Consider the following 22,286-nt stretch of genomic DNA (forward strand, 5'->3'; position numbering starts at 1 on the left):
TGCTGCGTAAAATTGCATAGTCGGCGCTTTCTTGTCACACTGCTCACGCCCTTTCACTCCTTCAGGCCAGAGCCATGCACCATGCGCTATCTACCACAGCTCATCAGCAGATTTGCCAGCAGCTGTTGGCCATCGTGCCTGACTTTGCTCAGATTTATCAGGAACAATGGCAATGGCTCCATACACTGCATGCCGAACGACTATATGAGCGGGTCGTGCCCCGAACGCTAGCGCTGCTGGATGGCTGGCTGCAAATTCGACTTTGTGAAACGGCAGGGCAGGCAATCGTGTGCGTTGAGTGCTGTTTTGCTGATAAAAATCCTCAATATCTGGTTGATTTTTTTCTGAATGAATTAGCCTTTCTGACCGGTGATCGGCAACCCCAACATTCACTGTTTTTAAAGACCAAAGCTCAACGCTTACGTCAGGCTGTGATTGAGCAGGTTTTTATCTGGATTGATGGCGAGGCTCGGGTAGAGACTTTTTTCCAGAACATGACGCTACAACAGGCACAACAGATTGATCGGTTGATGATCACGGCTGGCTATTATGCGCAGCCGTATCTGCAGTTTGCCCTCGAACAACATCAGTCGATTCCGCTAGACGTGATGATGAATTTCAAGCATATGTGTCTGATCAATTCAGTTCTGGGTGATAATTTTTTACCGGTGCAACACATCATGCCGGATTATGATCGATTGTGCCTCTTTGCAAAGCAATGGCTCGGTGCACGTTGGTTTCGGGTATTGAAGTTGCTGTTTCCGGAACGTTTTACTTTGCAGCAGTGTATCCAAATGCAAGATTCGTTGCAGCGTTTGCTACAATTGGTGGATCAGCACAATACGCTGTTGGGCTTTGTCTTGCAGGTGCAACCGCAACATTGGTCGAATGATGAATTGTTGGCTAAAAAACATTTTTTAATGCCGAGTGAGGACTGGTGGCTACCGGAAGTTGGTAATCACGCTTTATTTCAGTCCAGTCGCGCCGTGAACTGGCTATACAAGCAGGATGCCATCGTGCTGGATTGGATCAGTCAGCATTTATCGCATACCGGGGTACGCTATGCTGTCACGGCGTGCAGTTTCCTCGATACCCGAGGGGTGGCACCACAGGTAATTTTGCTGACCCTGCGTCATTTTCAGCATGTCATGGTCAGTTTATGGCTGCAGCGCTGTCGGCAGCTCGCTCTGCAGGAAGGTTGGTTTGAACATCCTGATAATCAGCAGTTTGCATTGTATGGTCAGAATGGCATAACAGCAAACCGTCGCCTGATTTCACCTTCAGCGTTGTATTTGCAGGAGTGGTGGCAGTTACTGCAGCTGATCCATCCTGATTCGCAGCAGATATTGAAACAACTGTATCAGCCTCTGAGCCGGATTATGCAGGCTTACATGCAGCATGTGCAGGAAATTACCCATTTACTCCCGATTGAATTACTGGATTTTCTTGAGCCGCGCCAGCAACAGGACCCAGCTTTTTTTCGTTGTTTGCAACAGCATCAGCTGGATGTTAGCCAGTTTCGTCAGCGATTTTATTTACAGGAACCGCGCCAGCGCCAATCGTTGTTTAGTTCTTATGTCTGTGATTATCTGGAAACCTATCTCGATACACATCCGATTGTACCGAAAAATGTGACCTGGACAGGCCTGTTTCGTCAGGCGGTCACCTGGCATCAGCAGATGCAGCGGCAAAATATGCTGACGCAGCTGGTCGAGCGGGTCAGCACCCAGCACTGGGCACCCCTCACGCAAACCGAGCGGATTCTCTGGGGGGAGTGGAGCTTTGAGGAACTGCATAGTATTGAACGGATTATTCAGGAATCTCAACGCTTCCAGCATTGTTTGGCCTTAAGTTACAGCCAGCGTATTGTGGATGGAACCTATGTGGCATTTCATATGCGACACCGGAAAAATTCCCAGCTGGGATATACACTGGGTTGTCATTACCGGGCTGGAGTTTTTGAATTTGATCAACTGGAATTGCCACGGAACCAGAAAGCGGATCAGACTGCTATACAGATCGCCGAGCGTTTTGTAGCACGTTTAAATGCCCAGTTACATGCCTCTTGATGAGCATTGTCAGGAAGCCGGGCTTAACTTTTTTAGGAAAAATCGGTAGGCTATAGCGCCTCTCTTCTCAAATCAGTATGGTCCAATGAAACAGGAAACTGCACTCAAACTTCTCAAAGCCGGAGAAAATGTATTCTTGACTGGCTCGGCGGGTGCAGGAAAAACATACACCTTAAACCAGTACATCAATTATCTGAAAGCACGCAAGGTACCGGTGGCTATTACGGCCTCCACTGGCATTGCTGCTACACACATGAATGGCATGACCATTCATACCTGGGCAGGCATTGGGATTAAAGATGCGCTGAGTGAAGATGACCTCAAGCGCATGAAAGAGCGCAAGTACCTAAAAGAGCATCTGGAAAATGCCCAGGTGCTGATCATTGACGAAATTTCCATGCTGCACGCGAAGCAACTGAATCTGGTCAATCAGGTACTAAAATATTTTAAAGAGAGTGAAGAAGCCTTCGGCGGTATTCAGGTGATTGTTGCGGGTGACTTTTTCCAGTTGCCGCCTGTGGGGAAAAATGACGAGCGCAACCGTGACAAGTTCTGTTTTATGTCGGATGCCTGGGTCGAGGCCAAATTCCGGGTGTGCTATCTGACCGAACAGCACCGTCAGGATGATGAAATACTGAACCAGATTCTGAATGCCATCCGCGCGCAGAATGTTCAGCCACAACATTTACAGGCGCTACAGCAAACTCGCAAGCAGGACATCGGCGAAACCTTTACCCGTTTATATACCCATAATATGGATGTCGATACGATCAACTATCAGCATCTTAATGAAATTGAAAATGAGGGACATCAGTTTAATGCCGTATGTGACGGGAACGAAAAGCTGATCGAGACCCTGAAATCCTCGGTACGCGCGCCGGAAGAACTGACCTTGAAAAAACATGCCAAGGTTATGTTTGTCAAAAACAATTTCGATCTGGGCTACATTAACGGCAGTCTGGGTGAGGTGATTGGCTTTGAAGAAGATGATGAACATGGCATTTTGCCAAAAGTCAAACTGACCGATGGTAGCGTGTTGCTGGTGGAACCGGAAACCTGGTCGATTGAAAACGAAGCAGGCAAAGTGATTGCCAGTTTTCAGCAGATTCCGCTGCGTTTGGCCTGGGCGATTACCATCCATAAAAGTCAGGGCATGACTCTGGAAGCCGCGGAAATCAACCTGTCACATACCTTTGAAAAAGGCCAGGGTTATGTGGCCCTATCACGTCTGAAATCTCTGGATGGATTACGCTTACTGGGCTTTAACGAACAGGCACTGGAGTTGGACAGTCTGGCACTCAAAGCGGATCGTCGTTTTCAGGAACTTTCGACGGAGGCTGAAAACCATTTTTCGCATATTGATTTGACCCCGCAGCACCGCGCTTTTATCCGGCATTGTGGGGGGACTTTAAATGATGCGGAAATCAGCCGTAACGAGAAAAAAATAGCCAAAGCTGATGGCAAACAGAGTTATGCGACAGCTACCCTCGATGAAACCCGCGAGCTGTTTGAAGAGGGTTATGACATTATGGATATTGCGCAGGAACGGGGTCTCACCCCAGCCACGATTATTAATCATCTGGCACGTTTGCACAAAGAACAGGGGCTGGATATTTCAGTTGCTCATCCTGGTGAGGAAGTGGTAGAGCAGGTACGCAAAATTTATAAACGTCTACAAAAACGGCAAAGCCCAGAACATTTTGCTGAGGATGGTTCGATCAAGCTACGCCCGATTGTGGAAGCCACTAGCCCGCGTATGGGCTATGATCAGGTACGTTTGGCGCTTCTCTTTGTTGAATAGGCAACGGATGAGCTGGGCTGGTCGAACCGAATGGCTCCACGTCCTTAATAGCCAGAAAAATAAAATTTCTGAACTGGATTGAGTCAAGGCATTTCGCGTAGCGACTATCGGGTTGGCGATGTGCGAATGCTCAAAGCTTAAATAATTGTTTCACGCTAGCAATCTAAACGGGCAGTCGAATCAACGACTGCGGGTATCTTTTAAGTATTACGCATGTATTCAGCTGTATAACCATTCAAGTTGTGCCTCGTTGAACTCAAGGCAAAATTTTGAATAGTTAAAGCATGTTGAGATCCGCATGCAGGGAGATGGTATCAGCATTCAAGCGATAGATCTCATCCAGAAATGCCACATTAAAGCTACCCACACTTTGGGCTTTTTGGTAAGCCAGTTTTCCGGCGATCGCAAAATGCAGGTGCGCAGCAATCGCGGCGATGGTCGGTGTAGTGACTGCTGAATAGGCGGCAATCAGGGCACCGAGTGCGCAGCCACTGGCAGTGATTTTCGGCTGCAAATAACTACCGCCATTGATCTGAATAATGGTGTCCCACTGCTGGGACAGGATATAGTCCGATTCGCCAGAGATTGCGACACATTCGCATTTGTCCAATAAGGGCAAAGCCTGCTGATACATGTCATGGCTGCTGACCGTGCTATCGACACCTTTGCTGCCCGCCTGGTTGCCTGCCAGTGCGCTGATTTCGGATGCATTGCCACGAATGACTGCCGGTTTAAAGGCCAGTAAATCCTCGACCAGACGGCTACGCCAAGGAAGTGCCGCTCCATAACCGACGGGATCCAGCACCCAAGGTTTGTTTTTGATGAAGGCTGCCTTGGCTGAGATCTGCATGGCCTGCATTTGTTCTGTCGTCGGCGTACCCGTGTTGATACTTAAAGCCCCACTAATTGCGGTAAAACCCTCAGCTTCAAATGGATTGTCAATCATCGCCGGTGATGCGCCCGCAGCGAGCAGTACATTAGCGACATAATTGCCAGCAACACTGTTGGTCATACACTGCACCAAAGGTTGTTGCTGATGTAAAGCCGTCCAGGCCTGAATTACGTGTTCCAATACCGTATAGACTCGATCCATAAAAGTCATCCATCACTAAGCAAGTTGTTCGGCTGCAAGACCCATGCTTTACTGGGTAAAGTAGTGATCCTGATGTTTGCAATTCCGGCAGATCAGGGAAACATAATGTTCCGCATCATAATCCACGGTCAGTTCATTCGACCCGCAATACATACAGCGCTTCTGCGAATAAAAATTCAGACGCGGCTCAATTTTTTTCCAGGAACGCCATACAGGCTGCACGAAGATACGTTCATCGTAGCCGAGAAATTTAAAAAATAAAATACTGCTCATTTTGCTCAACGGCAGTTGGGGTGGACGTGGCAGGGTGGAGGTTTCCCATTTTTCACTGAGAGCACGTTCACGGTATTGCTGCAGCGTTTTTTTCAGCAGATTGCTGTTAATGAAATTCTCATTACGCGTCTGTAATGCTTTTTGCTGGTGCAGATAATCCAATGCGGTCTGGATCAGGTAATAGATCTGCCCAACTGCCAGACTGTCCATCAGGCCATAACAGAATCTCTGGAAGGCTTGATTTCCCGCAATCTGGATGCCCCAAGTCCGGCAGTAGAATTGCATGAACTGCACAATTTCCTGATACAGCACTAAATACAGCGTCTGTTTGACCTCATCACTGCTTTTAAATGGAATCCCTAAACTCAGATTTTCATAAAACCAGTGACGTAATTGCTGGGTGATACTGAACAGACTGGGTTCCGAATAACCATCGAGGCGAACGTTGACATAGTAGCAATGAGTTTCGTCCGAAAAATCCTTGGCCAGCAAGATGTTTTCTTTGAGTAAGACTTTAATTAAATGGCTCTGAAATAAGTAATTCGGCGTAATCGGCTGATATTTCAACGCATCCCAATGAATATATTCATCATGACGGCTGTGTTCCTGAATATGATCATCCAGCAGGCTTAATAGAAACAGCTTATGCAGGAAGCTCAATTCATGCAGGCTGTGTTCTTGCGTATCTTTGGCTTGCAGTTTGCGCTGTTCCTGCAGGCGGGTCTCCTTGAGCAGTTTCTTGCGTTGGTCGGTGCAGCGAGCACAATGGCAGGTATGTTGTGGCTCAACAAACAGTCGGTGCTGACAGTGGCTACATTCATGAAACTCTACTTGCTGATCATACTGTTCGGCTTCCACCCAGTACATTGACGCTTGGCACAACGGACAGAGCGTGCTTTCGTCTAACTGTTTTTGCAAAATATTCAGGAGCATGACATTTGCCGATCAGAACCAAGGAAATCTATTGTTGATTATACACGGCTGTATCCTGAGGGGGTGTTGATAAAGTGGATGAGTGATAACAACCGTTTGGCCATACAGAAAAAAGCTACCGTTAATACGGTAGCTTTTTTGAGTGTAGGGAAGTTAATAAGCGGGTGGACAAGGCAGGGTGTCATCTTCTTCGGCAAAATATTTTGCCTCCATCAGCATCTGCACTTTTTGTGTCGGGAGCTTTTGCTGGCCCAGCACTTCATACTGATTGAGCAATACGCTGACCTCCTGCTCCTGCATCGGGATTCCTTCACAGGTCATAAACATGGCAATCACTTTATGGTCGATTTTCGCTGCATCGAGCGCTTGCAGGATTTTCATGTTCTCGACTCGGACAATATGCTCTTTTAGATACATGTTGCACCTCTTTTGTTTGTGCCGAAACTTATCAATATAGTGCGCTTTAGCGTTCAGAAGGCAAGCCATGTCGGTGGCATAACTGTAAGGGTATTGAAAAGATAGGTGTATTAGGCGGTATTTTGGAAAATACTGCGTAGTTTATGTGTTGATTGGTATGAGTTAGGCGAATTTTTATTTTAAATTGTATAAAATAAAAGCAACCTCACATGGGAAATTGAGGAGCATAAACATGATGGATCTACTCAAGCAATGGGCACGAGGCCTCAAACGGGATGCAGTCACCATCTGGTTGGTGGCACGCGATCCTCGCACGCCCCGCTTTGCGAAATTCCTGGCGCTGTTTGTAGCGGCTTATGCCTTTTCCCCAATTGACTTGATTCCTGACTTTATTCCTGTTTTGGGCTATCTGGATGATCTGATTATTGTACCATTGGGGATTTGGTGGGTGATGCGTCTGATTCCCGAGTCCCTGCTAGAAGAAAACCGCCAGCGTGCCGAAGCCATGGAATTTGACTATTCCAGTCGTTGGGCTGCTGTGATTATTTTATCGATCTGGGTCATCCTTTTGATTTTCTTGGTCAATATTTTATCAACCGATCTCCTGATGAAGCCGCATTATTGGTTGAAATAACTCCCACTGCACATCATTCTGATTGAAAAATCATACAGACAGGCCTATATACATAAACATCCATGACGTAATTCGAGGATGGTGTCAGGTTGTTTGCCCATACCATCCCTAAAAAATATGACAATCATCTCAATTGAGATGAGAATAATCAGGACCTTCTATGAATATCGCGGCAAATCCCTCTGTGCAGACTGATCAAACAGTGTATTTAAAAGACTATCAGAAACCTGTCTTTCTGGTGGATTCGGTTAATTTAAATATTCGGGTGTTTGACCAGCAGACCCTTGTTGATGCAACGCTGATCATGCAACGTCAAAGCGCGGGTGATCTAGTCTTGCTGGGACGAGATCTTGAACTGAAAGCAGTTAAACTGAACGGCCAACTGCTCAACCCAGAGGATTATCAGCTGGATAGCGAGCAACTGGTCATTTTCAATGCCCCAGATCATGCTACGGTTGAAACTCAGGTGGTGATTCATCCAGAAAGCAATACCCAGCTGGAAGGCTTGTATCAGGCGGGTGATCTGTTTGTGACCCAGAACGAACCGGAAGGTTTCCGTAAAATTGCCTTCTATCCAGACCGTCCGGATGTCTTGTCGGTGTTTACCACGCGTGTGGAAGCCGATAAAAAATATCCGGTGCTACTGGCGAATGGTAACCTGCTGGAAACGGGTGAAGCCGGCGAAGACCGTCATTATGCGATTTGGCAAGACCCAACCAAAAAGCCAAGCTATCTGTTTGCCTGTGTGGTGGGTGATCTGGCGGTTTTAAAAGACCGTTATGTGACCTCGGAAGGCCGTGATGTTTCACTCGAGATTTATGCGATTGAAAAAGACATTCCAAAATGCCACATCGCGATGGAAGCCTTGAAACATTCCATGCGTTGGGATGAGGAACATTATGGCCGTGCCTATGACCTCGATAACTACATGATCGTGGCGGTCAGCCAGTTCAATATGGGGGCGATGGAAAACAAAGGCCTGAATATTTTCAACACCTCCTGTGTTCTGGCCGATGAAGAATACACCACCGATGCAGCAATCATGCGTGTGCAGTCGGTGATCGCGCATGAATATTTCCATAACTGGACCGGTAACCGCATTACCTGCCGTGACTGGTTCCAGTTATGTTTAAAAGAAGGTCTGACCGTGTTCCGTGATCAGTCGTTCTCGGAAGACCTGCAATCGGCTGCGGTACAACGGATTGATGATGTCGCCGTACTGAAATCACATCAATTCCCGGAAGATGCCGGTCCGTTATCACATCCGCCACGTCCCGACCATTTTGTGGAAATCAACAACTTCTATACGGCCACCGTGTATGAAAAAGGCGCGGAAATCAACCGCATGATGGCGACCCTGCTCGGCAAAGAAAAATTCCGTCAGGGTACCGATGAATATTTCCGCCGTCATGATGGCCAAGCGGTGACAGTAGAAGACTGGATCGCTGCTTTGACAGCCGGTTCAGGTGTGGATTTATCTGCTTTTCTGCACTGGTATAACCAGCCAGGTACACCAAAACTGGAAGCACTGGGTGAATATGATGCCGCGACACAAACTTACCGTTTGCAATTCAAACAAAGCCTGAAAGCACATGGCAAATATCCAGCTTTGCAAGCTGTGCCGATTCCAGTGGCCCTGGCACTGTTCAATGCTGTAACCGGCGAGCAATACGTGCTGAATTCAGCTGATCTCTTTGAAAATGGTGTAAAAGACGGTGTATATCTGTTTGATCAAGCAGAGGCGAGCATTACTTTTAGCGGCATTACCGCCAAACCTGTCGTGTCCTTGCTACGCAATTTCTCAGCGCCGGTCAATCTGGAGTTTGATGCGTCCAATGAAGAACTGGCTTTCCTGATCCAGCATGAAACTAACGGCTTTAACCAGTGGCAGGCGACACAAACCCTGCTAGAACGTATTCTGCTGGAAGATCATACGGTCGAGAGCTACATCGATGCGATGCGTCATACCTTGCCTGCCTTGGTCAGCAAAGATCCGCTGTTGGCTTCACGTTTACTGGATGTGCCAAGCGAGAACTATCTGGGCAGCCGGATCGATCAAGATTACAGTCCAGTACTAATTCAGGAAAAACGTAATGCGTTGCTCGATACGCTGGCACGTGAACTGGGCGATTTCTGGAAAGAGACTTATCAAGCACTGAATCCGGAATTACAAAACGAGTTTTCGCAGGCGATGGGCGAGCGTGCACTGAAAAACATTATGTTGAGCATGATCGCACGTCAAGGAGATGAACTGGCATTCGAATGGGCAGACCAGCAATACCAGAGCACTCGCAATATGTCAGAACGTCTGGGTGCTTTACGTGTGCTAGTTTGGAATGATGCACCACAAGCGCAAGCGGCCGTGCAGGATTTCTATACCCGCTTTAATGATGAAGCATTGGCACTGGATCAATGGTTCATGGTACAGGCGGCGCATCCAAAAGCCACCGAGGAAACTTTACGTTATCTCACCACTCATCCTGATTATGATTTGGGAACACCGAACCGCATTCGTTCGGTGAGTGGGGGGCTTAACCTCAATCCGGTGAATACCTGGAGTTTTGGCGTGCAGCATTTTGTCGAGCTGGCCAAATATCTGGATGAGAAAAATCCGATTGTGGGTTCACGCCTGTTACAGGTGCTGTCACGTTGGTACACCTTAGCTGAACCGCATCGCACGGAGGTGAAGCAGGCGCTTGAAGCCTTGCAACCTCAGGTGAAATCCAAAAATGTGGCAGAAACGCTGAACAGCATGTTAGCGGTCTAATCTGCTAGAAGTTGTCTGTCAGAGCACTATTTTCCCTGAATTTTCAGGGGAAATAGTGCTTTTTTATTGATAAATCCTGCTGATATCCATCAGATGGATTCACTGCAGGTTTTTCGAGCCGAGGGTTGATGACCAAAAATAAACCTGATTTGCGAATATATCGGGAATGTGTAGGGATGTGAGGATTGTGTTAACAACGTCACACTTAAAAGCAAGGATTCCTTTAAGATCAATCTATTCTGATTTTGCCCATTTTACATTGAAGCAGTCTGTCACAGCCGCATGCTTGGATAATTCCTAGAGACAGGTAGATTAATAACTACAGTCGCTTGTTTAACGGCGTACCTCTACTACTACTAAAAGGAAGGGCATGGATATGGCTAATCAACAAAATCAACAGAATGATCAACAACGTCAGCAAAGCCAGCAGGGTGGTCAGCAAGGACAACAGAATCAACAAAATGATCAACAACGTCAACAAAACCAGCAAGGTCAACCAACGGGTCAGCAAAATCAACAGAATCCCCTGTCAAATCAGCAAGGGCAGCAAAACCAGCGTAACCCGATGAATGATCAACAGCATCAACAAACGGGTCAGCAGGGTCAACAAAACCAGCAAAATAACCAGCAACGTCAACAGCATCAGCAAAGTGGGCTACAAGGTCAACAGAACCAACAAAAGGACCAACAACGCCAGCAAAATCAACAAGGCGAACAACAACGTCAACAAAACCAAGAAGACTATTGAGTGTAATAGTCAAAGAGCCCTGATGATTCAGGGCTTTTTTATGGAAGTGTAGTTAGAGAGATTCAAACAAAAATCGTGGGTTGATGAGTAATTGGACAGAATATTTCTGAGGCTTAATAATCAGTTCGTTGTTTAGAGGATTCATTACAGTCTATTCATCAACAAACCTCATGCCATCTCATGTTGAACTAAATATGGGATCGTAGGGAGTATTTCTTTCATTTGAGGTTTAATTTAAGCTTAAAGCCTGGTTTTCGACCGGGCTTTTTTACAGCTTTAAAATAATTAGTGAGAATAAAATGTCATATAAATATGAATATGCGGGCTTTTGGCTACGCGTGGTGGCCGCGCTGATTGACAGTTTCATTATGATTCTGGCCATTTTGCCAGTGGCATGGATTTTTTATCAGGGGGATTCTGATCTGGTATTTGCAACTGGACTCAGCGAAAGTGCACCAAATTTATTGTTTGATTTTGTTATTAATTACATTTTCCCATTTTTATATAGTGTACTGTTCTGGATTTATCTTGAAGGCACACCGGGCAAGCGTTTGCTGCGCTTGAAAGTGCTGGATGAAAGAACTGGGCATAAACTGAGTTTTGGGCAGGCGGCATTGCGTTATATTGGTTATATTCCATCCACGCTTGTCTTCTTCTTGGGTTTTATCTGGATTGCATTTGATAGTAAAAAGCAGGGCTGGCATGACAAAATCGCCAAAACTGTGGTGGTGCGTGAATTATGAGCGAGGTATGAGGTGCTGCGAAAAAATCTGGCAAGCCCCCTTCGGCATATCGGTCTCTCATTGGCTCTAGTCAGCTTGACAGCGTGTCAGAGTGTGCAATGGAACAGTCAGGTGATTGCACACGCGTTTAATTTTGCAACCAGTTACCAGCAAAAACGTTTGGATCGCTTTGCGCCTGCGAATGTGCAGGTTCAGAAGAATGTCCTGTATCAGCAGCAACCTGATCTGACCCTGGATATTTATCAGCCCAAGTACGCTCAGCAGTTTTCAACCCGTCCGACGGTGATTTGGCTGCATGGTGGCGGCTGGCTGGCGGGCGCCAAAGATCGTGCCCGTGGTTATTTTCAACTGTTGGCTGCACAAGGGTTTAATGTGGTCGCTGTTGAATATCAATTGGCACCGCAGATCATCTATCCAGCACAATTACTGCAGATTGATCAGGCCTTACAGTTTTTGCAACAACACGCTGCCGATTATCAGATTGATCCGCAACAGTTTTATTTGGCAGGTGATTCAGCTGGAGCTAATTTGGCCAGTCACTATGCTGCATTGGTGAGCAATCCAGCTTTTGCCCAGCAATCCCAACTGCAGCCTTCAATCCACTCAGCACAAATCAAGGGGTTGATTTTACATTGTGGGATTTATGATTTGCATGCCTTTAAGCAAACTGCGCCGGATCAGCTGAAAATTGTCGAATGGACGGTGGAAAATTTGTTGGCTGCCTACACCCGGCAACAACAGGACCAGGCAGACTGGCTCAAAAGCATTTCTCCGACAGAATATCTCAGCGCAAATTATCCACCGGTATTTATTAGTGGCGGCAATAAGGATTTTCTGACTGAAACACAAGCGATGCCTTTTGTTGCCCAATTACAACAGCATAAGATTCCGGTCGAGCCGGTATTTTATCAGGACTCGAAGGAATGGCTGATTCATGAATATCAATTTATGTTGAATAAAAAAGCCAGCCAGCAAACGTTCTATCGCACCGTTGAGTTTATTCAGCGCCATAGCCGTTTTGATGCGGTAAAAGGATTTACTTAAGTTTTCTGATACGGGGAAAGTCATTTTCCGTGATTGAAAACGCGTGTTTAAAGCGCCAGAGGATGAATCGGTTTCTTGTTCTTTTGCCAGAATGATTGGTCTTGGCAATAGTAATGCAAATCCAGCTGGATTGAGTTCAATAAAAAAGCCAATTCTGTGTATCCATAGAATTGGCCTTGTGGTTGTCAGGTAAATAGTTAAGCTTTGATTTCTTCATCTAGTCCGAAAGACTGGCGTAATAGCGCATGTAACTGTTCACGTGCCTTGATGAAACCATCAATCCCGCTTTGTAACAATTGCGCCGCCATCAGGTCATGCTCTACTTCAGCCTTAAAGCTCTGCTCATCTTGTACCGGACGTTCGATGACAGACGCCTGTTGCGCTGCTGTCACACTGAGGGCGGCTGTTACTTCACGCTGATCCTGTTCCAATTGTTCCAGTAAGGCTGGGGCAATGGTCAGTAGGTCACAACCGGCTAAGCCCAAGACCTGATCAATGCTACGGAAGCTGGCGCCCATCACTTGAGTGTGAATACCTTGTTGTTTGTAATAATTATAGATCTGTTTGACTGATTGTACGCCTGGGTCTTTGTCAATCGGGTAGCTGCTCACATTTTCAGCTTTTTTATACCAATCGAGAATACGACCAACGAAGGGCGAAATCAGGGTGACTTTGGCGTCTGCACAGGCCTGTGCCTGATGTAAACCAAACAATAAGGTGAGGTTGCAATGGATGCCTTCGATTTCCAGCAATCGAGCCGCTTGGATGCCTTCCCAAGTGGAGGCGATTTTGATCAGTACACGCTCTTTGGCAATGCCATAAGATTGATAGAGATGCAGCAGTTCCTTGGCTTTGGCAACAGTGGCCGCAGTGTCATAAGAAAGGCTGGCATCCACTTCAGTCGATACGCGTCCTTCGATTAATTTTAAAATTTCCACCCCGAATTTCACGGTCAGAATATCAATCGCACGTTCGATCAGTTCTCCATTTTCATAATTTTCCGCACGGGCCTGTTCGAACGCCGCCTCAATCAGGGCTTTATTTTCCGGTTGCGCTGCCGCTGCCGTAATCAATGAAGGGTTGGTGGTTGCATCCAAAGGACGGAACTGGCGGATCGCTTCTAAATCGCTACTATCAGCCACCACAGTGGTTAAATTTTTTAATTGGTCGAGTGCAGATAATGTCATTGTTTAGTTCTTGCTTTGAATGTTTCTACATTCAGTTATAACGCATAATTTGCTGCGAACCCAAGGGCTATATAGTAAATCAATTTGTAAAAATGTTATTTTTTCTTTGATTCTGCATCTGATCAATCAAAAAACGAACAATGCCTGCCCATGCATTTGGAATAGGGCAATCTTCATGTTGATGAAGAAGATCATGGAAGCGCCAACAGCTTTAGAGCTCAAGGTGGATGGACAGCGAAGCCGCGTATGCGATGGATCCGTAGCGGAGAAGAAAAAGGGCAATACACCTTGTCACGATGCCTGGGCTGAATCCGCAAGCAGATGTCGATATAAAACAAGCACCCGATCGGGTGCTTGCTGGTATAAGGAAAAGGATATTTGGCTTATTTTTCAATAATCGCAACGACGCCCTGACCACCGGCGGCACAGATTGAAATGAGCGCACGTCCTGAACCTTTTTGATGCAGGATTTTCGCCGCAGTCGCCAAGATACGCCCACCGGTTGCCGCAAAAGGATGTCCAGCCGCAAGCGAGGAACCATGAATGTTTAATTTGCTGCGGTCGATTGCGCCTAAAGGGGCATCGAGTCCTAGACGTTCTTTACAGAAGATAGGATCTTCCCAGGCTTTAAGCGTCGATAAAACCTGTGACGCAAAGGCTTCATGAATTTCATAATAGTCAAAATCCTGTAGCGTCAAATTGGCACGTTGTAACATGCGAGGTACTGCATACGCCGGTGCCATGAGCAGGCCTTCTTTTTTACCTACAAAATCAACGGCTGCAGTTTCCGAGAAAGTCAGATAAGCCAACACTTCGTGGCCGTTGGCTTTGGCCCATTCTTCTGAGGCGAGCAGGACACAGGATGCACCGTCCGTCAGTGGCGTCGAGTTGCCTGCGGTCATGGTGGCGGCTTCACCTTTACCAAACACCGGTTTTAGCTTGGCGAGTTTTTCTAGCGTAGAATCGGGACGCAAGTTCTGGTCACGTTCGAGACCCATAAATGGCGTGATCAGGTCATCAAAGAAACCGGCTTCATAAGCAGCCGCCAGTTTCTGATGGCTAGCCGCTGCCAGTTCATCCTGTGCTTCACGCGAGATTCCCCATTCCAGCGCAGTAATGGCCTGATGCTCACCCATGGAAAGACCCGTACGTGGTTCGCCGTTGCGAGGAGCATCCATCAGTTTTTTCAGATTGAGTTTGCTCAATGCCTGAATCCGTTCTTTAGCCGTTTTGGCGACATTCAGTTGTAACAGAACCTTACGCAGGCCATCACCCAATGCCAAAGGTGCATCCGACGTAGTATCAACCCCTCCGGCAATGCCGACCTCAATCTGGCCGAGCGCAATTTTATTGGCGACCAGAAAAGCTGCTTGCAAACCAGTTCCACAAGCCTGTTGCAAATCATAAGCGGGGGTTTCGGCAGCCAGTTCGGTATCCAGCACACATTCGCGGGTCATATTAAAATCACGGCTATGCTTGAGCACGGCACCGGCCACTACTTCACCGAGACGATGCCCCTGCAAATTAAACCGTTCAACCAGACCATTCAGTGCTGCAGTCAGCATGTCACTATTCGATGCAGTGAAATATGGACCATTAGAACGGGCGAAAGGAATACGGTTACCCCCCAGAATGGCAACGCGACGAATGGTAGTTTGACTCATATTTGTATCCTGTGATGATGTTTGTTGTGCTTGAGGTGAATTTATTGTTTTTGGGCTACTTGTTTTAGGTCTTGGAGTACGTTTGCGTGCGGGCGTGACCGCTGTAGTCGTTACCTCTGTGTGCTGATCACTGTTCTTGCTGCGGCGGCTGCGTTTTGGCCGATCTGACAATGGTTGTTGTGTGCTGATAGTTGGTACTGAATTCTCGGGTGTTGTTTTGCTCATAAAGCTTTTCCAAGCATGTTTGAGGTTATTATTGCCGCTTACCATAACATACTTTGCCAATCGCCGAATTGACTTCACTGACAGTGCGTGTAGTGTTTAGGTCAAGATATCGCGAATGTAACTCCAGTATCATGAATGATCTTATATGATAGATCTATTGGGGTAACCTAGGCTCCGCTCAGTCGAACATCACCTCGCAATATAAGATCTCACAGTACTTTCTTGCCAATTAGAGATAATAACTATGACCGATCAATATCAAACTTTTGCAAGATCCACAATTGGTAAACTGGTAATCCGCAATTTGGGACTACCAGCACCGACATTCCTTGAACGATTTGAATCTGCCACACCGGTCATTAAAGGCCCCGTTTTACTGGGTGCGGCACCTGCCGGTCTTTTTTCTGCTGCCATTGCCCAGGTGCTCAGTAATATTCATGCCAACAGTTACAGTGCCAACCATCCTGAATTACAACAAGCCGCTGCAAGTGTGGGGTTAAATCTGGGCTGTTATCAGCCTGAAAACAAAGAACCCCGTTTTAAGGCATTAGTCTTTGATGCCTCAGGTATCCAGAACACGGATCAGCTGAAAGCCCTGTATGAGTTTTTTCATCCGCTGGCCCGTCAGATTCAGGCTTCAGGGCGGGTGATTATTCTGGGATTAACGCCGGAGACGGCACCCAGTGTGCAACAGGCGATTGCACAGCGCGCGATAGAAGGGTTTGTGAAATCACTAGGCAAAGAAGTGAAAAGGGGCATCGCGGTGCAATTGGTCTATGCAGATCCAGTGGCTGCTGAAAATTTAGAATCAACCTTACGTTTCTTGCTTTCGCCACGTTCTGCGTATGTATCTGGACAGGTGATTCGGGTGACAGTAGCAGAAGCTGTAGAACTGGACTGGGCCAAACCGCTCGCAGGTAAAACGGCTATTGTAACAGGTGCGAGCCGGGGGATTGGCGAAGCGATTGCCCATGTGCTGGCACGCGATGGCGCGCATGTGATCTGCCTGGATGTTCCGGTACAGCAGGCTGACCTGGACCGGGTGGCGAATGAGATTGGTGGATCGACCTTGGCACTGGACATTACTGCAGGCGATGCAGGTGAAAAAATTCAGGCGGCTGCTGCAAGTCATGGTGGGCTGGACATTCTGGTACACAATGCCGGTATTACTCGAGATAAACTGTTGGCCAATATGCAGTCTGAACAATGGGATCTGGTGTTAAACATCAATCTCGCTGCAGCTGAGCGGATTAATGATTATTTGCTAAATCATACCGGATTCAACGCCAATGCTCGGATTGTCTGTGTGTCTTCCATTTCTGGGATTGCTGGCAATATTGGTCAAACCAATTATGCCACGTCAAAAGCCGGCGTCATTGGGTTGGTTAAATATACTGCGCCTGTGTTGACCAATGGCATCACCATTAACGCTGTTGCACCTGGATTTATTGAAACCCAGATGACCGCCGCCATTCCATTTGCTACGCGTGAAATTGGACGTCGCATGAATTCGATGAACCAAGGGGGATTGCCGGTGGATGTGGCCGAAACTATCGCCTGGCTTGCCTGTCCGGCCTCAGGTGGCGTGAACGGTAACATTGTCCGGGTATGTGGGCAAAGTCTGCTGGGTGCATAAGCCTGAAAAAAACAGACAGAAAAGACAGCGAGGCATTGAGGTTTCGCTGCTATCACTTTGAAAATTAAAAAACAGGACAAGTATGAATATTCGCCATTTTGACCAATTGCCTAAACCTTATCTGGCCTATCCAAAAATTATCCAAGGCTTGATCCGTAAAAAAAAGTCAGCACAGCTGGCACTGCCTGAGCTGCAATATGTGGTCGAAAGTTTGCAGATTGATCCGCAACACTTGCAGGATTACCAGGAAATTTGTGGTTTTGCTCAGGATGAATCCGTGCCAGCGATTTACCTGGCGGTTTTGGCGCAAAGCTTGCAGATGCACATGATGACCCAGGAAGATTTTCCATTTGCGGTGTTAGGTCTGGTGCACATTCGCAATCAGGTCAGCCAGAAGCGTAAAATCAATGTGCATGAAAGCTTGAGTTTGTCCTGCGAATTTGCCGAATCCCGTCTGCATGAAAAAGGCATCGAGTTTGACTTTAAAATTACAGCGAAAGTGGCAGATGAAATTGTGATGCAGGGTGTAAGTACCTATTTGTCACGACAAAAACAGCATGCTACAGGGGCAATGCAAAAGAAAGCCGATGCTGTGCAACTCGATTATGTGCTGCAAGAACAATGGTCAGTTGCGGAAAATACCGGACGCCGTTATGCGATGATCTCAGGAGATTTCAACCTGATTCATTTACATGCGTTTACCGCGAAAGCCTTTGGTTTTAAACGTGCCATTGCACATGGTATGTGGAGTAAAGCGCGTGCATTGGCCAGCCTTGCTTTACCGGATGCCTATCAGGTGGAAGTTACTTTTAAATTGCCGTTGTATTTACCGTCAACAGTTGAGTTTATGACCTGCCAGCAAGGGCAACAAACGGACTTTTTAATCCGTAATGCTCAATCGAAAAAGCCGCATATGACCGGTGTATTGCAAGCCTTGTGATCTGTATTGTACCGAATGCCCTGACAGCTGGTCGGGGCTTTTTTCATCCAACTCTAAAGCTTGATGGTCAATGCTTCGGGGTGAAAACGGGGAGGATTTAACATCTGTCTGCTCCCCATCACGGCCGGATCTGAGTAAATCCATCGGTGTGAGGCATCCTCATTCAATTTGCTGACAATAAAAGACAAAGCATTCACTCCACACCTAAAACACAGTATGCTTAGGCCTGTAAAAAGGAGCATCCATGTATCAGGTACTTGCGCGAAAATATCGCCCTCGCAATTTCAATGAACTTGTCGGACAAAATCACGTTTCACGTGCATTGACCAGTGCCTTGGAGCGAGGACGTTTGCATCATGCTTACCTGTTTACCGGGACGCGTGGCGTCGGAAAAACCACTATTGCCCGTATCTTGGCCAAATGCCTGAACTGCGAAACCGGAGTTACCTCAACGCCTTGTGAAGTCTGCTCGACCTGTCGGGCCGTGAACGAAGGCCGTTTTATTGACCTGATCGAGATTGACGCTGCCTCAAGAACCAAAGTCGAAGACACCCGCGAGCTGCTCGACAATGTGCCTTATGCCCCGACGCAAGGTCGTTTCAAAGTCTACTTGATCGACGAAGTGCACATGCTGTCTACGCATTCTTTTAATGCGTTACTGAAAACGCTGGAAGAACCGCCGGAACATGTAAAATTCCTCTTTGCGACGACAGATCCGCAAAAATTGCCGATTACCGTGATTTCGCGCTGTCTGCAATTTACTTTGCGTCCGTTGGCGGTGGATGAAATTACTGAGCACTTGACCCAGATTCTGGCCAAAGAGCAGATTGTGGCTGATCAAGATGCGATCTGGCAGATTGCCGAATCGGCGCAAGGTTCCTTGCGTGATGCGTTGTCGCTGACCGATCAGGCGATTGCCTATGGTCAGGGTGAAGTTCATCATCAGGACGTGAAAGAAATGCTCGGCCTGATTGATCGCAGCATTATTTATGACCTGATTTTGGCGATTCATCAGAACCAGCAGCAGCGGGTTAGCCAGTTGCTCATGCAATTCCGTCAACAAGCGCTCGATGTGTCACTGGTTTTGGATCAGCTGATTTCGACCTTGCATGAGCTGGCTCTTATGCAGTATTTGCCGGATCTCAGTCTGAAATACAGTGAAGAAATCAATAAAAAAATCCGTCAGTTGGCACAGCTGATCTCGGCACAGGATTTACAGCTTTACTACCAGATTGCCTGTAAGGGACGTAGCGAACTGCAACTCGCTGTAACCCAGGAACAGGGTTTTGAAATGTGTGTGCTGCGTTTGCTGGCATTCCGACCTTTGCAACCCAATGAAATGCTGGTGACTGAGCAGAGCACTCAAGCTCTAGTTCAAACCGAAACGGTAACTGCTGAGACAGCACCGGCCCCAGACTCAACAGGCGAAGTAGAGCAAATTGAAGCACCGATCAAGAGTGATGAAAATTTTGCTGATTCCATTCCGTCAACCGTTGCTGAGGAAGTATCCACTCCAGATCAAGCCTCGGCAAATGTGGTTAGTTTTGATCCGACGGCACCAGATGGCTTGATCGATTTTGATTCACTGCCATCAGTTCAGAATCATGCGCCACTGTCAGAAAGTCCTGCAGCAGATGAGGATTTCTGGTTGGCTCCGGAAGCCTTGCAGCCGATTGGACATTCTGAGTCTGCACCTTTGGAGCAGCAAGTACCGCAAGATTTTTCCCTTGTTCAATCTCTAGAAGATCAATATTCGGCTGTTGAACCTGTCGCTGATTTATTTGCTGCCACACCGATTGTCGTTGAAGCAGAGTTGCCGAATATTCATCAGGTAGATCAGCAGCCAAAAACACAGACACAGATTTTAGCTCCAGAAGATGTTGCAGAAGCTGGTGGTTTACTACCACAACAGATCCTGCAACTCCCTCCGCAAGAACTTTCGGGTGAATGGACGGTGGAGAAGTGGGAATACTGGTTTAGAAACAGTGACCTGTCACCGGCCTTGCAAGAACTGGCACAACAGGGTGTAATGAGCGGTGAAATTAATGGAGTATCAGTGTTTCATATCCCACAGGAATATGAAAACCTGTTGTCACAGCAGCAGCAAAGTCTGCAAGATGCCTTAGCCAGCGAATGGCCGGAAACCCGTTTCAATGTGCAGTACGGTACTTTGGAACAAACGACGCCGTATATGATGCAAAATGTGCGTAAAGAGAAAGCCTACCAACGTGCCGCCGAACTATTGCAACAGGAACCTGCAGTACAGAAGTTGATCGAACTTTTTGATGCTGAAATCCAGAATATTCAACTCAAACCATAAACGCGTGATCCGCTAAGTTTATAGGTAATCAAATCCGTTATGCCCAGCATGCACAAAGGCAGTAATATTGGGTTTGCAAGGGTTTCTGGTGATTTACATAATCTTTACAGATGTTGATTGTGCAGGATAAATTGAAGATTATTCTATGAGCGGTCTATAGGATTCATGTTCTAAATCACTTAACATACAGATCTTTCATCATAAACACGTGCTGAGGTTGTTATGTCATCCGCAACGCCCTACAAGGTGTTATGTGTCTGTTTAGGCAATATTTGCCGTTCTCCCACGGCAGAAGTGATCTTGCGACACTACTGCGATGTACATCAACTGAATGTGTTGGTCGATTCAGCCGGAACCAGTAATTACCATCCGAATAAAGCTCCTGATCCACGCAGTCAGCATCATGCACAAAAACGTGGCTATGATCTCTCCGCCTTGCGAGCACGCCAAATCCAGCTCAACGATTTTGTCGAATTTGACCTGATTTTAGCGATGGATGAACAAAACTTGCTGGATATACAAGCCTTGTTGCAACGTGCCTTGGTGGAATTTGGACATGCACAGGTGCGTGCCCAGATTGCCTTGATGAGCGAACATGATCCGTACTATCCACAACATGCCTTACCCGATCCGTATTATGGTGGGGAAGACGGCTTTGAGCGGGTACTCGACCAGTGTGAGTCGAGTAGTCTGGCTTGGGTCAATGTTTTAAAATTACACATGCAGCAGCGTAGCTAAAGGTTTTTCACGTGATAAAAATCCAACAAAACGTCCAACTTCAAGCATTTAATACCTTAAATCTGCCTGCTCTCGCATCACACTATTGTCAAATTCACCAGCCTGAAGAGCTGATTCCAGCCCTTACATTCGCCCAGCAACATGATCTGAATGTGTTGGTGCTCTCTGGCGGCAGCAATATGCTGTTGCCAGAAAAAATTCAGGCATTGGTCTTGCATATGGCGATTCATGGCATTGAAGTGACGGCTGAAGATGCACAGACCAAAACCTTGACAGTAGGAGCGGGTGAGGTCTGGCATGATTTCGTCTTGTTTACGACCACACAGCAGTTGTATGGTCTGCAAAATCTGGCCCTGATTCCCGGATTAGTCGGAGCTTCTCCGGTACAAAATATTGGCGCCTATGGCGTAGAAGCGGGCGAATTTATTGAGCATGTTTCGGTGTATGATCGAAATGAGCAGTGTTTTAAACAGATTGCTGCCGCAGATTGTCATTTCAGCTATCGGCATAGTATTTTTAAAGATGAACCGAACCGTTATATCATCACCCAGGTTAGCTTTAAATTATTAAAAAACCCAAGCTTTAAACTGAATTATGGCGATTTAAAACAGGCCGTTGGAGAAAATCTCAGCGCAGAGAATCTGCAACAGCAGGTGATCCAAATTCGTCAAAGCAAATTGCCGGATCCTAAAGAATATCCGAATGTCGGCAGTTTCTTTAAAAATCCGGTAATTACTGCGGTAGCGTATGAACGTTTGGCTTGCCAATTTCCGAATCTGCCTCATTATCCACAGCCGAATGGCGATGTGAAAATTGCAGCAGGCTGGTTGATTGATCAGGCGGGCTGGAAAGGAAAACGTTTAGGAGCAGTGGGCATGTTCCATAAACAGGCCTTGGTTTTAGTCAATTATGCGCAGGCTACCTTGGTGGATGTACAAGCGACCTATCATGCGGTTCAGCAGGACGTGCTACAGAAATTTAACATTCACCTCGAGCCTGAGCCCGTACTCTTTAATCAGATGGGTTTAATTCAGTCGCATACGGGATAAACGCA

At 46.9% G+C, this 22,286-nt stretch carries 17 protein-coding genes; 12 read left to right on the plus strand and 5 right to left on the minus strand.

What is annotated here, in order from left to right; all coding sequences use genetic code 11:
* Positions 1-74 precede the first annotated feature (74 nt).
* Both PGW99_RS04645 and PGW99_RS04650 read left to right on the plus strand, forming a co-directional pair.
* Complete coding sequence (locus PGW99_RS04645; protein WP_273778990.1) at positions 75-2,069, plus strand: hypothetical protein; 1,995 nt, start codon at positions 75-77, stop codon at positions 2,067-2,069.
* An 85-nt stretch (positions 2,070-2,154) separates the two neighbouring features.
* A complete protein-coding gene (locus PGW99_RS04650) occupies positions 2,155-3,870 on the plus strand; it encodes an AAA family ATPase (RefSeq protein WP_273778991.1) in 1,716 nt (571 codons plus the stop codon).
* 277 nt (positions 3,871-4,147) lie between these two features.
* On the opposite strand, the gene thiM is transcribed toward PGW99_RS04650, so the two are convergent.
* From thiM to PGW99_RS04665, 3 genes are all read right to left on the minus strand, one after another.
* On the minus strand, positions 4,148-4,972 hold the full coding sequence (gene thiM, locus PGW99_RS04655; RefSeq protein WP_273778993.1) for a hydroxyethylthiazole kinase: 825 nt from the start codon (positions 4,970-4,972) through the stop codon (positions 4,148-4,150).
* A gap of 39 nt (positions 4,973-5,011) precedes the next feature.
* Positions 5,012-6,169, minus strand: a complete 1,158-nt coding sequence (locus tag PGW99_RS04660) for a hypothetical protein (protein WP_273778995.1) — start codon at positions 6,167-6,169, stop codon at positions 5,012-5,014.
* 153 nt (positions 6,170-6,322) lie between these two features.
* Positions 6,323-6,586 carry a hypothetical protein gene (locus tag PGW99_RS04665; protein ID WP_273778996.1) on the minus strand — a complete coding sequence of 88 codons (264 nt, stop codon included), beginning with the start codon at positions 6,584-6,586 and terminating at the stop codon, positions 6,323-6,325.
* 232 nt (positions 6,587-6,818) lie between these two features.
* Between PGW99_RS04665 and PGW99_RS04670 the strand changes: the two genes are divergently transcribed.
* The 5 genes from PGW99_RS04670 (at position 6,819) to PGW99_RS04690 (ending at position 12,522) form a co-directional block, all read left to right on the plus strand.
* Complete coding sequence (locus PGW99_RS04670; RefSeq protein ID WP_273778997.1) at positions 6,819-7,220, plus strand: YkvA family protein; 402 nt, start codon at positions 6,819-6,821, stop codon at positions 7,218-7,220.
* A gap of 160 nt (positions 7,221-7,380) precedes the next feature.
* Positions 7,381-9,987, plus strand: coding sequence for an aminopeptidase N (gene pepN / locus PGW99_RS04675; RefSeq protein WP_273778999.1), 2,607 nt, complete (start codon positions 7,381-7,383; stop codon positions 9,985-9,987).
* 376 nt (positions 9,988-10,363) lie between these two features.
* Positions 10,364-10,735 carry a hypothetical protein gene (locus tag PGW99_RS04680; protein WP_273779000.1) on the plus strand — a complete coding sequence of 124 codons (372 nt, stop codon included), beginning with the start codon at positions 10,364-10,366 and terminating at the stop codon, positions 10,733-10,735.
* Between the two features lie 299 nt (positions 10,736-11,034).
* Positions 11,035-11,478, plus strand: coding sequence for an RDD family protein (locus tag PGW99_RS04685; protein ID WP_273779002.1), 444 nt, complete (start codon positions 11,035-11,037; stop codon positions 11,476-11,478).
* A gap of 60 nt (positions 11,479-11,538) precedes the next feature.
* Positions 11,539-12,522, plus strand: a complete 984-nt coding sequence (locus PGW99_RS04690) for an alpha/beta hydrolase (protein ID WP_273779004.1) — start codon at positions 11,539-11,541, stop codon at positions 12,520-12,522.
* Positions 12,523-12,719: 197 nt separating this feature from the next.
* Here the strand turns inward: PGW99_RS04690 and tal are convergent, their stop codons facing one another.
* Positions 12,720-13,709, minus strand: coding sequence for a transaldolase (gene tal, locus PGW99_RS04695; protein ID WP_273779005.1), 990 nt, complete (start codon positions 13,707-13,709; stop codon positions 12,720-12,722).
* Between the two features lie 383 nt (positions 13,710-14,092).
* On the minus strand, positions 14,093-15,598 hold the full coding sequence (locus PGW99_RS04700) for an acetyl-CoA C-acetyltransferase (protein WP_273779007.1): 1,506 nt from the start codon (positions 15,596-15,598) through the stop codon (positions 14,093-14,095).
* A gap of 244 nt (positions 15,599-15,842) precedes the next feature.
* Between PGW99_RS04700 and PGW99_RS04705 the strand changes: the two genes are divergently transcribed.
* The 5 genes from PGW99_RS04705 to murB all read left to right on the plus strand — a co-directional run bounded on the left by PGW99_RS04705 (position 15,843) and on the right by murB (position 22,281).
* Positions 15,843-17,234: a 3-oxoacyl-ACP reductase gene (locus PGW99_RS04705; protein WP_273779009.1), complete on the plus strand. Its 1,392-nt coding sequence runs from the start codon at positions 15,843-15,845 to the stop codon at positions 17,232-17,234.
* 82 nt (positions 17,235-17,316) lie between these two features.
* Positions 17,317-18,174, plus strand: a complete 858-nt coding sequence (locus PGW99_RS04710; protein ID WP_273779010.1) for a MaoC family dehydratase — start codon at positions 17,317-17,319, stop codon at positions 18,172-18,174.
* 244 nt (positions 18,175-18,418) lie between these two features.
* Positions 18,419-20,494 (plus strand): DNA polymerase III subunit gamma/tau, encoded by a 2,076-nt coding sequence (gene dnaX / locus PGW99_RS04715; protein WP_273779011.1) that lies wholly within the window; start codon positions 18,419-18,421, stop codon positions 20,492-20,494.
* A gap of 222 nt (positions 20,495-20,716) precedes the next feature.
* A complete protein-coding gene (locus tag PGW99_RS04720; RefSeq protein WP_273779013.1) occupies positions 20,717-21,232 on the plus strand; it encodes a low molecular weight protein-tyrosine-phosphatase in 516 nt (171 codons plus the stop codon).
* A 14-nt stretch (positions 21,233-21,246) separates the two neighbouring features.
* Positions 21,247-22,281, plus strand: a complete 1,035-nt coding sequence (gene murB, locus PGW99_RS04725) for a UDP-N-acetylmuramate dehydrogenase (protein WP_273779432.1) — start codon at positions 21,247-21,249, stop codon at positions 22,279-22,281.
* Positions 22,282-22,286 lie beyond the last annotated feature (5 nt).

The organism is Acinetobacter sp. GSS19 (genome assembly GCF_028621895.1).
Classification (GTDB): Bacteria; Pseudomonadota; Gammaproteobacteria; order Pseudomonadales; family Moraxellaceae; genus Acinetobacter.